Here is a 9,721-nt window from a genome sequence, read left to right as displayed (position 1 = left end):
GCCAGCCTTTTTTCATTTTTTGCAGGCGTATCAGCTAGTTAGCTGTTAAGTAAGTGCCATTCAAATCCGTCCCCTTTTTTCGTCCATAGGCGGAAAGACTGGTGTGTATAACTGCGTTATTGATGGCGTGACTCGTTATGTCGGAATAACCGATGACATCGTTAAGCGTGGTCAGGCTCACCTTAGAGAAAAAGGTATAGTGATTACAAAAATCAGAGGGCTTGACGATATTTCTCGTGCTGACGCACGGGCAGTAGAGCAAACACTTATCGATTACCATGGCCTTGAAAAGGATGGCGGCACGTTAATCAATAAAATAAATTCCATATCGTCTATCAAAAATCCGACCAAGTACGAGCAAGGGTTTGATTCGCGGTGCTGAGCTGCTGAAAAAAGCTGGATATGAGGGTTTTTAAATGGCCAAGAAAGTAAAGTTGGGCGACATTTTGCAGGTGTTGACCGCGCAAGGCGTCGCCTATGCGCAAGTTACCCGCAAGCATCCGGAGTTCGGTTTTCTAATTCGTGTCTTTCCAGGTTTTTATAATGAAAAGCCAAAAGATTTTTCAGCGGTGGTTGAGAGGGAGCCACAGTTTTCTGCATTTTTTGTTGTTCAAAGTGCGGTAAATCAAGGCCTCCTATCCGTTGTTGAAAATGTCCCAGTTCCCGAAAGCTTACAAGTATTTCCTATATTCCGCTCTAGGAATGGCGGTCCGGGTGGCTCGCTTTGGTTGTGGGATGGTAAAGAGTCATCTCGTCTCGAAAGGGAATTTAGGCCTGATGAGCTAAGGTATCCTACGGAAGGAATTATCAGTGCGCCATTGCTTGTTGAGCGTATTGAAAAGAATTACAGAGCTGAGACTCATGAGGTTTGGTGAGTTGTAGAAATTAAACTTAATCGGGTAGAACCGGGGACAGACCACGTTATCTGTGCATTTCTCAGATAGAAAACGTGGTCTGTCCCTGAGGGATGTTTCCTCACCTTTCCATTAGGACTACGACGCAGTGTGCGTGTGTGGCCGAGCCGTCATATCGACACCAAGTGCCTTCATGACCGCCAGAAGCGTTTTTAGAGTGGGATTACCGTGCTCGCTGAAGGAACGGTATAGCTGTTCGCGCGACAGGCCCGTTTCCCTGGCCAATTCGGTCATCCCCTTGGCTCGTGCGACTACGCCCATCGCTTTGGCGATATAACTTGCATCGCCGGTTTCCAGGGCATCGCTCATGAACTCCGCGATGGCCTCGGGAGTGCTGAGGTATTCTGCGGGGTCGAATTCTGTAAAAGTGTCAGTCATTTTGTGCTCTCCACGCCTGCATTATCTGGTGGGCGGCTTCAATGTCGCGGCTCTGACTGCCCTTGTCGCCGCCACAGAGTAGAATCACCAGCACATCGGCCTGCTGGTAAAAGTACACCCTGTAGCCAGGCCCGTAGTGAATTCGTAGCTCACTGAGACCATGGCCGACTGGAGCGACATCGCCAGGTAAACCCTCTATCAGTCGATTGATCCGTGAAGTGATACGAGCTCTGCCGGTGTCATCCTTGAGCTTTTTCAGCCAGGATCGGAATTTGCTGGATTCGATTTTCTTCATAAAATGTAGTCTATAAAATACAGAAAAAGCAAGGCTGCATGTTCAAGGTCAAGCGTGTGCCTTGTTACTCCACTATTTAGAAAGTGAAACGGGCGACCCAGAGGTCGCCCGTTTTCGTTACTCAGCAGCTTGCGCCCGCAACCGCCTCCCAATTACATCCATCACAGTCGACGCCAGTGATGGGCATGTATCTGGTCATAGCAAGAGCCTCGGAAGTTGATGAGCCTCTCTGTTGATGCGGGTCGCCAAACCCGGTCGTCTTTTTGAGCGACGAGGGACTATAGGCTGGCCCGCTCCAGTGCCACAAGACACCGCTTTCCGAGCTTTGTGTAGGACGTTTGGCCTAGCATTTGTCGGCTTAAAGCAAGCGACCGCTGCGCAGTCGAGCGGAAGCAAGCTCCCTCACCACAGGGATCGCGCTCGACTGGGCTGCTTGGCGCATCAGCTATGGCAGCAACCACGCGGCTTGGCCTCTTCATACTTATCATGATGCCGCACCCAATCCATGATCTCGTCTTCATTGCGGCCCTTGGGCGTCAGGTCGAGGTAGTTGTAGGTGCCGACCAGGATGTCGAGGCCACGGGCATAGGTGGAGTAGGTGTGGAAGATGTCGCCGGCTTCGTTGCGATAGAAGACGCTCAGGCCTGGGAGTTCGCCTTCGGTGGTGTCGGTTTTTTCGTAGTTGTAGGTGGCTATTCCGGCGGCGGTGTCTTCGGTTTTAAAGCTGACACCGAAGTCATAGTTGAAGTCGCAGCCTTGCGACGAGACCCAGTCGAAGGCCCAGCCCATGCGGCGTTTGAAAGGTTGGAATTCGGCGAAGGGGGCGCGGGAGACGGCGACCACGGCGACGTCGTGGTGGGCCAGGTGTTGGTTGGCGCCGTCGATGTGGTCGGAGAGGAAGGAGCAGCCCTGGCAGCCTTCTGTCCAGCCGGGGCCGAACATGAAGTGGTAGATGATCAGTTGGCTGCGGCCGCCGAACAGGTCGGCGAGGCTCAGTTCGCCGTGGGGACCTTGGAAGCGGTAGGGTTTGTCGATTTTTACCCAGGGCAGGGCGCGGCGTTCGGCGCTGAGTTTGTCTCGTTCACGGGTGAAGGCTTTTTCGTGGGCCAGGTGTTCGCGGCGGGCGGCGAGCCATTCTTCACGCGAGACGACCTGATGGTGCTCGATGTTCATGGGGCTTCTCCTCAGGGATGGATTTACCGACGATTGCAACGGTTAGTCGTTTGGCTGGCGGCGGATTCGACAAACCGTTGGTCGGCTTGTGGATAAGGGCGGTCGAAAACCCGGCTGAACGGCGCTGAACCGCTTCGGTCACACGTTAGGTAGGCATCTCTCTCTTAAGCTTTAGAGGATGGACCAGGATGACGACTTATAACTGGGACTTGATCGAACGGTTGCTCCACGAAGTGCAGAACGGCGCCGGCCACAGTTTTACCCCTCGGCCCTACGCGGAGCAGCACGCGGCGGAAAAGGCGGCTCAGGGCGAGGAAATCGAGAACCTCGATCATCTGAAAGCGGTCGCCGGGGAGTACGAAAAATTACTGCTGGAGCGTGGGTATATCGAGCCCCGGCCAGAGGAGGAGGGCGGCAACGGCGAGAATTTCGTGCTGACGCCTCGCGGCTCGCGGTTGTTGAGCCTGATCGACAGCAGCATTCCGGGCAATGATCATCCGCGCCAGGTGCTGGATGAGCAGGAAGATGCGCTGGATGAGTTTACCTTTGATGATCTGGCTTCGAAGGCGCAGATTGCCTGACAAGTCTGGCCGAATCCCAATGTGGGAGCGAGCCTGCTCGCGAAAGCAATCTGACAGGTAACCTATCTTTGCCTGCCAGGCCGCTTTCGCGAGCAGGCTCGCTCCCACATTGGATCCTCAGTGGATTCAGGATCGTGCTGCCTTCAAGCATTTCAGATCACTGAAATCCTTCTTCACCCCATCAATCTTTTGCAACAACCGTTCACGCTGCGCCGGGGTGCTGTTGGCCATCAGGTCCACCAGCAGGCTGCGGGCCTGGGCTTCGGTTTTGTTGTAGGCCTCGCGGTAAGCAGGTGTCCACAGGCTTTCGCGGTTGACCAGCAATTGCTCGATGCGTTTCGGAAAGTCGGGGCTGTGGCGCTGGGCGACGGCTTCGCTGAACTGGTTTTGCCAGTGGGCGCGGTTGGCGATCCATTGCTGGTTCTGGTCGCCCAGGGCGGTGGACCAAGCCATCACCCGCTGGCGCTGTGCGTCGTTGATCGGGCCGATCCAGTCGTCGAGGCGTTTCACCATGCGCTCGGCGCGCTCCTTGATCTGCTGTTCCAAAGTCGGCTTCAGGTATTCACGCTGCCGCTTGCGCTGGTCCTTGACGAACGCGGCGTCCATGTCGGCGACCTGCTCGTCGCTCAGGCCCTGCAATAACTCGATGGCCGAAGGTGTGATCTCCCGGGCGGTGTCGGCGATCGCGGCCTTGGCCTCGCGGGTACGCTGCTGCAAGGCTTCATCAGTCACCTGGTTGGTCTGCACCATGGTCTTCAGGCGGTCGAGCCAGTCCAGGTAGCCGGGCAATTGCGTGGTGCAATGCCAGCTCAAGTGCTCCTTGAGGCGATCGTCGAACCAGTCTTTTTGCTGACCGTTGATCTCCAGGTAATCGTTGAGTGTCCAGGGAATGATCAGGTCGAGGTTGCGGTAGGCCAGGCCGACACGGCTGCAAGCGGTGAGTGTCAGCAGCAGGGCGAGGAACATGGCGGTGCGTGTTAACCAGCGCGACATGAGCGAGTCCTTGCGAAAGCGGAGGTGCTTTGTTTGAGCATGGCAGGCGCGCGGCAGTTCAGCCGATTGAATAAGTAACGCTTAGTAAAAAGGATGGGCCATCTTCAGGGTCAGCAGGCTATCGCATTCGCTGTTGTGGCCGGAGTACGCCGAGCAGCTGGCACCGCTGAGGCTTGAGTCGCTGTAGATCAGGTCCAGGTCGATGCCCCGCCACGGACGGGAAATTTTCAGCGACCAGTCACTGAAACTGCCTACATAACCGTCTTCCACCGAGACTGGAGTATTGAGTTGGTGGGTGGTGTATTTGGCGCTGATGCCGATGCCGAAGGGCACGTTGCCACCGAGGTCGGCAAACAGGGTGCTGTTCTGTTTATCCGGGTCGTTGCTCAACGCCGCACCGAAGCGGCTGCCGAGGATGGTCAGGCCGCCATAGAATTCCTGGCTGTCGAGGGTGTCGACGGTGGGGTAGCTGTAGTGGATCAGGCCGACTTCGTAGCCCAGGGTCTGGTCGAAAGGGTGTTTGAAGCCCATGTAGGAATCGACTTCAAGGTCGGCGGAGTAGCCGGCACTGGGTGACCATTGTCCGACGTACCAGCCACTGTCGTGGCTCAGGTCCAGGCCGCCGTGGAACGAGCCGGTGCTCGACGGTGTGACAAGGCCTTGGGCCATGCTGCGGCTGGGAGTTGTGCCAAGCTTGAGGTCGAAGTCACCGAGCTCGCGCTGGAATACCTGCCCATAGGCAAAGGGGCAAGCGAGCAGGCTGAACGTCAGCAGGACAACAGGAATGCGCATGCTTCACTCCATCAATAGCGAGGAGCAGGGAACCGTAACCAAGCTGGAACGCTTGAGCTAGAGAGGTGCAAGCATACCGGCGAATGTTCGGCAGCGATGGCCGTTCGTCGATTTCTGCGGGAATGGATATCAGGAGAGGGGTTCCAGCCCAAGCGCTTCGGGATTCAAAGCGCTTTGGGACCAGGTGACGCGGGGGATTACTTCTTGCCCAGGCTGATCTGCTTGGACGGACCGAAGGTCTGGCCGCTGACACCTTTGGCAATCTGCTGGATTTCACCGCCGGACTTGAGGAACGCAGCAATTTGGTCGTTGATCGACTCGCTGGTTTCAACGGCTGGAGCTGGCTTTGCTTTGCTGTTGGATGCTTTTACGCGCATGACGGCCATTAACCTATGGATAATTAATTGGGCCAGGCATCGTACAGGAAATACTTGACAATTGCTTGGCAAATATCCCCTTGGATTATTTTCGACAAGGCCTGAATATTGACCGATTCATGCCCGTTTATTACCGCTAAGCCACTGTTTTTAAATAACAACCGTTCCTTTTATACAAAGCTGAAACGGGGCGGATCGAGCCCTTCGCCGTCTGACGAATGGCTTTGTCAAGGGCGAAAACCCTTGAAAATCAAGGCCTACGCGGTCAGATCTTTCAACGTCACGAATCGCACCGCAAAACCGGGTAGAATGCCGCCCACGCAATGAGGGTATTTGGAAATGGCTTTAGTCGGGCGCTACAACAGTTTGCAAGTGGTTAAACACACCAACTTCGGTTTATACCTGGACGGCGGTGCGGACGGTGAAATCCTCCTGCCCAACCGTTATATCCCCAAGGATATTCCCAGTGAAGATGAAGACTGGCTCAATGTTTTCATTTATCTGGACAGCGACGACAAACTGATCGCCACCACGGAAAAACCGAAAGTCCAGGTTGGGGAATTCGCCAGCCTGAAAGTGGTTGAAGTCAACAGCATTGGCGTGTTCCTGGACTGGGGCCTGCCAAAGGATCTGCTGCTGCCGTATTCCGAAGAAAAACGCCAGCTGACGGCGGGCGAGTACTGCGTGGTGCACGTCTACCTCGACAAGCACACCCGCCGCATCACCGCCACGGCGCGGTTGGATCGTTATCTGGACAAGACCCCGGCCAACTACACGCCTGGGCAGGAAGTTGATTTGCTGGTCGCCGAAGCCACCGACATGGGCTTCAAGGCGATCATCAACAACAAGCACTGGGGCTTGATCCACAAGAACGAAATCTTCAAGTTCATGCGCGCCGGCAAGCAGGAAAAGGGTTTCATCAAGGAAATCCGTCCGGACGGCAAGATCAGTTTGAGTTTGCAGCCGGTGGGCCAGGAAGCGGCCACCAGCCTCAACGCGAAGATCCTTGCCAAGTTGCGTGAAAACAACGGCACGCTGCCGGTCAGCGACAAGAGCGACCCGGTGTTGATCAGCAGTCTGTTTGGCGTGAGCAAGGGCAACTTCAAGAAGGCCATTGGTGCGCTGTACAAGAATGGGCAGATTGTCATTCATGCTGATCGTATTGAGCTGACTTGATCGTTAGGCCGAGCAAACCACCGTTGGCTAGGTCATCCTGTGGCGAGGGGATTTATCCCCGCTGGGCTGCGAAGCAGCCCTGATTCGAACGCCTCGGTGTACCTGCCAGATTGAGTGGTTATTTTGGGGCTGCTCCGCAGCCCAGCGGGGATAAATCCCCTCGCCACAATCTTCGCTGTATACAAAAATCCCTGCACCTTAAGCATGCATCCGCGCCCCGTTCGTGGGCGTTCTGCTGTGTTCATTCGGTTTTTACCTGCGCTGAAAAGCACGGTTTGTCTCGCATCCAGCGCCCATGGCACGCATTCTGCCTAGCAACCCGTATACAAACCACGCCGGCTCCCGTGCGCAGTGTGGTGGACAATCAACTCGGGGGCACGGCGGCACCCTAAGGAGCCCCGCAATGTCCGAGCAATTGCCCAACGGCTACAGCCCCCGTCTCTATAACGAAGACCTGGGCCCGCTGCCGCAGAAATGGAATTGGTACAACATCTTCGCGTTCTGGATGAGTGATGTGCACAGCGTCGGCGGTTATGTGTTTGCCGCCAGCCTGTTCGCCTTGGGCCTGGCGAGTTGGCAGGTGCTGATTGCGTTACTGGGCGGGATTTGCATCGTGCAGTTGATCGCCAACCTGGTCGCCAAGCCGAGCCAACAGGCGGCGGTGCCTTATCCGGTCATTTGCCGGCTGGCATTTGGCGTGTTCGGGGCGAATATCCCGGCGGTCATTCGCGGGCTGATCGCCGTAGCCTGGTATGGGATCCAGACGTACCTGGCCTCCAGTGCGCTGATCATCGTAGTCCTGCGGTTTTTTCCTTCGATGGAAGCCTACGCGACGCCTCACTTTGCCGGTTTGTCCTACCTGGGCTGGTTCGGTTTCCTCAGCCTGTGGTTCGTCCAGGCATTGGTGTTCTGGACGGGCATGGAGTCGATCCGTCGTTTTATCGATTGGGCCGGGCCGGTGGTATACGCCGTGATGTTCTTGCTGGCCGGTTGGATCGTCTGGAAGGCTGGTTGGAGCAACATCAGTTTTACCTTGGCGGAAAAATCGCTGTCCGGCTGGCAGGCATTCGGACAAGTGATCGTGGCGACGGCTCTGGTGGTGTCGTACTTTTCCGGTCCAACCTTGAATTTCGGTGATTTCAGTCGGTACTGCCGGAGTATGTCTGACGTACGTCGCGGCAATTTCTGGGGGTTGCCGGTGAATTTCCTGGCGTTCTCCCTGGTGACCGTGGTGATCGTTTCCGGCACGTTGCCGGTGTTCGGTGAGATGCTCCACGATCCGATCGCCACCGTGGCGCGCATCGACAACAACGTTGCCGTCCTGCTGGGCGCCTTTGCCTTCGTCACCGCGACCATCGGCATCAACATCGTCGCCAACTTCGTCTCCCCGGCCTTTGACTTCGCCAACGTCGCGCCGAGCAAGATCAGCTGGCGCGCCGGCGGCATGATTGCGGCGGTGGCCTCGATTTTCATCACGCCGTGGAACCTGTTCAATAACCCTGAAGTGATCCACTACACCCTGGACGTGCTGGCGGCGTTTATCGGCCCGCTGTTTGGCATCCTGCTGGTGGATTACTACCTGATCAAAAAACAGCAGATCGATGTCGACGCACTGTTCAATGACGGCCCGACTGGGCGTTATTACTACAGCGGGGGAATCAACTGGACGGCGGTGAAGGCGTTGATCCCGGCGACGCTGATGGGCGTGGCGATCACTTTCACGCCGTTCCTTCAACCGATGGCCAACTTTGCCTGGTTCACCGGTTGTTTCCTCGGCGGCGTGTTGTATTTCGCCTTGGCGCGACGCGAACCTTTCCCACAACTGAACACCTCGCTGAACCCGGCAGGCCAGGCCTGATCAACGCAGGGCAGTTTGGGCGCAGCGTTTCGCTGCGTTTTGGTTGGCGGGCTGCAGCAACAGGCCGCCCGCCAGCACCAAGCCGCTGCCGGCAATGATCAGTGCGGGTTGCAGGCCGCCGCTGAAATGGCTGCTCAGCGCCGCCAGCAAGGGGCCGCTGAGTTGGCCAATGGCAAAGCAGGCGGTCAACAGACCTGCGTTGCGCTGGGTGGCGTGGGGTGCCAGCTCTCGGGAGCGCAGCATCACCAGCTGCATGCAGGCCAGGAACGGCGTGCCACAGAGAAGCACGCCCAGCGCCAATCCTGCGCCGCTGCCCAGCAGACAGGCAAACACACCAGCGGCTTGCAACCACAGCGTCGCCGTCAGCCAGCGGCTGGTGGTGTTCGGGTTGGGCCGGCGCAGGCTCACCAGCAGTACACCGATGGCAGCGGCCAGGCCGAAGCAAGGCCAGAACAGATCCGCTTGCCATTGCCCGTGGAATTGCGCGGAAGCCATCTGCGACAGGAACGTCGCTGGAATGATGTAGCCCACGCCGTACAAGGCGTAGACCACGCCGAGTCGGGCGATGCCGTTATTGCTGGATACAACGGCGGGCGCAGCATGGGATGCCGTCGGCGCAGGTTTTGGCAGGACCGGCAGGATCACGAGCAACATCACCAGTGCAGCCCCGGCGTACACCAGCCACAACACATCGGAGGTCTGGCCCAGCAGGTTCGAGCCAAGGGCCAACAACCCTGTGAGAAAAATCCCCAATCCCGGTCCGGCGAATACCAGTGCGCCGAGCCGTGGCCGTCCCGCCGCCGCGGCCAAGGGTTGGCTCAGGGCCGTGATCATCACCATCACCCAGGCACTCGCCACGCCCGTGCCAAAGCGCAACGCCAGGTGCGGCCAGAAGCCCCAGGCCCAGAACGACGCCAGGGTCAGCAGCACGCACAGCCAGAGGCCGCCGAGCAGCCGTCGCCGCACCTGTTCCGGGCGACGGGCGAACATGGCGTCCAGCGCACCGAGGAAATAACCCAGGTAGTTGGCGGCGGCGATCAGACCGGCGGCGGTCAAGTCCACCTGACCTTCGCCGATCAAATGAGGTAACTGCGGTGTAAGGGCGAAGCGGCCGATGCCCATGGCCATCATCAGGGCAATGAAGCTGGCGAGCAGGCGAATCAAGGGCGACATGGTCGATCTCC

12 protein-coding genes are annotated in these 9,721 nt (G+C 57.3%); 5 read left to right on the top strand and 7 right to left on the bottom strand.

What is annotated here, in order from left to right:
* Positions 1-103: 103 nt before the first annotated feature.
* Entirely contained in the window at positions 104-382 is a 279-nt protein-coding gene (locus tag FHK92_RS07320) for a hypothetical protein (protein WP_181287481.1), read from the top strand.
* Between the two features lie 34 nt (positions 383-416).
* On the top strand, positions 417-875 hold the full coding sequence (locus FHK92_RS07315) for a hypothetical protein (RefSeq protein WP_181287480.1): 459 nt from the start codon (positions 417-419) through the stop codon (positions 873-875).
* 117 nt (positions 876-992) lie between these two features.
* Here the strand turns inward: FHK92_RS07315 and FHK92_RS07310 are convergent, their stop codons facing one another.
* From FHK92_RS07310 to FHK92_RS07300, 3 genes are all read right to left on the bottom strand, one after another.
* Positions 993-1,292, bottom strand: coding sequence for an addiction module antidote protein (locus FHK92_RS07310; protein WP_181287479.1), 300 nt, complete (start codon positions 1,290-1,292; stop codon positions 993-995).
* Positions 1,285-1,587 carry a type II toxin-antitoxin system RelE/ParE family toxin gene (locus FHK92_RS07305; protein WP_181287478.1) on the bottom strand — a complete coding sequence of 101 codons (303 nt, stop codon included), beginning with the start codon at positions 1,585-1,587 and terminating at the stop codon, positions 1,285-1,287. The genes FHK92_RS07310 and FHK92_RS07305 overlap by 8 nt, the downstream gene beginning before the upstream one ends.
* A 441-nt stretch (positions 1,588-2,028) precedes the next feature.
* On the bottom strand, positions 2,029-2,760 hold the full coding sequence (locus FHK92_RS07300; RefSeq protein ID WP_181287477.1) for a DUF899 domain-containing protein: 732 nt from the start codon (positions 2,758-2,760) through the stop codon (positions 2,029-2,031).
* A 188-nt stretch (positions 2,761-2,948) separates the two neighbouring features.
* On the opposite strand from FHK92_RS07300, the gene FHK92_RS07295 reads away from it, so the two are divergent.
* Positions 2,949-3,341, top strand: a complete 393-nt coding sequence (locus FHK92_RS07295) for a hypothetical protein (RefSeq protein WP_030141150.1) — start codon at positions 2,949-2,951, stop codon at positions 3,339-3,341.
* Positions 3,342-3,467: 126 nt separating this feature from the next.
* On the opposite strand, the gene FHK92_RS07290 is transcribed toward FHK92_RS07295, so the two are convergent.
* The 3 genes from FHK92_RS07290 to FHK92_RS07280 form a co-directional block, all read right to left on the bottom strand.
* Positions 3,468-4,334 carry a DUF6279 family lipoprotein gene (locus FHK92_RS07290; RefSeq protein ID WP_181287476.1) on the bottom strand — a complete coding sequence of 289 codons (867 nt, stop codon included), beginning with the start codon at positions 4,332-4,334 and terminating at the stop codon, positions 3,468-3,470.
* Between the two features lie 81 nt (positions 4,335-4,415).
* Positions 4,416-5,126: a TorF family putative porin gene (locus tag FHK92_RS07285; RefSeq protein ID WP_181287475.1), complete on the bottom strand. Its 711-nt coding sequence runs from the start codon at positions 5,124-5,126 to the stop codon at positions 4,416-4,418.
* Positions 5,127-5,323: 197 nt separating this feature from the next.
* Positions 5,324-5,512 (bottom strand): hypothetical protein, encoded by a 189-nt coding sequence (locus FHK92_RS07280; RefSeq protein WP_018607615.1) that lies wholly within the window; start codon positions 5,510-5,512, stop codon positions 5,324-5,326.
* A 330-nt stretch (positions 5,513-5,842) separates the two neighbouring features.
* Here FHK92_RS07280 and FHK92_RS07275 point away from each other — a divergent pair, with 330 nt between their 5' ends.
* The gene (locus FHK92_RS07275) at positions 5,843-6,679 is read left to right on the top strand and encodes a CvfB family protein (RefSeq protein ID WP_181287474.1); all 837 of its coding nucleotides are present in this window, start codon (positions 5,843-5,845) and stop codon (positions 6,677-6,679) included.
* Between the two features lie 403 nt (positions 6,680-7,082).
* Positions 7,083-8,537: an NCS1 family nucleobase:cation symporter-1 gene (locus FHK92_RS07270; RefSeq protein ID WP_181287473.1), complete on the top strand. Its 1,455-nt coding sequence runs from the start codon at positions 7,083-7,085 to the stop codon at positions 8,535-8,537.
* On the opposite strand, the gene FHK92_RS07265 is transcribed toward FHK92_RS07270, so the two are convergent.
* On the bottom strand, positions 8,538-9,710 hold the full coding sequence (locus tag FHK92_RS07265) for an MFS transporter (RefSeq protein WP_181287472.1): 1,173 nt from the start codon (positions 9,708-9,710) through the stop codon (positions 8,538-8,540).
* Positions 9,711-9,721: the final 11 nt, after the last annotated feature.

Source organism: Pseudomonas brassicacearum subsp. neoaurantiaca (assembly GCF_013608025.1).
Taxonomy (GTDB): Bacteria; Pseudomonadota; Gammaproteobacteria; order Pseudomonadales; family Pseudomonadaceae; genus Aquipseudomonas.
This window is presented reverse-complemented; position numbering and strand designations above follow the sequence as displayed.

Bases quoted from the DNA above. Each gene is read 5' to 3' on its own strand.
- FHK92_RS07315 (WP_181287480.1), top strand. From the start codon at position 417: ATGGCCAAGAAAGTAAAGTTGGGCGACATTTTGCAGGTGTTGACCGCG.
- FHK92_RS07310 (WP_181287479.1), bottom strand. From the start codon at position 1,292: ATGACTGACACTTTTACAGAATTCGACCCCGCAGAATACCTCAGCACT.
- FHK92_RS07305 (WP_181287478.1), bottom strand. From the start codon at position 1,587: ATGAAGAAAATCGAATCCAGCAAATTCCGATCCTGGCTGAAAAAGCTC.
- FHK92_RS07300 (WP_181287477.1), bottom strand. From the start codon at position 2,760: ATGAACATCGAGCACCATCAGGTCGTCTCGCGTGAAGAATGGCTCGCC.
- FHK92_RS07295 (WP_030141150.1), top strand. From the start codon at position 2,949: ATGACGACTTATAACTGGGACTTGATCGAACGGTTGCTCCACGAAGTG.
- FHK92_RS07290 (WP_181287476.1), bottom strand. From the start codon at position 4,334: ATGTCGCGCTGGTTAACACGCACCGCCATGTTCCTCGCCCTGCTGCTG.
- FHK92_RS07285 (WP_181287475.1), bottom strand. From the start codon at position 5,126: ATGCGCATTCCTGTTGTCCTGCTGACGTTCAGCCTGCTCGCTTGCCCC.
- FHK92_RS07280 (WP_018607615.1), bottom strand. From the start codon at position 5,512: ATGGCCGTCATGCGCGTAAAAGCATCCAACAGCAAAGCAAAGCCAGCT.
- FHK92_RS07275 (WP_181287474.1), top strand. From the start codon at position 5,843: ATGGCTTTAGTCGGGCGCTACAACAGTTTGCAAGTGGTTAAACACACC.
- FHK92_RS07270 (WP_181287473.1), top strand. From the start codon at position 7,083: ATGTCCGAGCAATTGCCCAACGGCTACAGCCCCCGTCTCTATAACGAA.
- FHK92_RS07265 (WP_181287472.1), bottom strand. From the start codon at position 9,710: ATGTCGCCCTTGATTCGCCTGCTCGCCAGCTTCATTGCCCTGATGATG.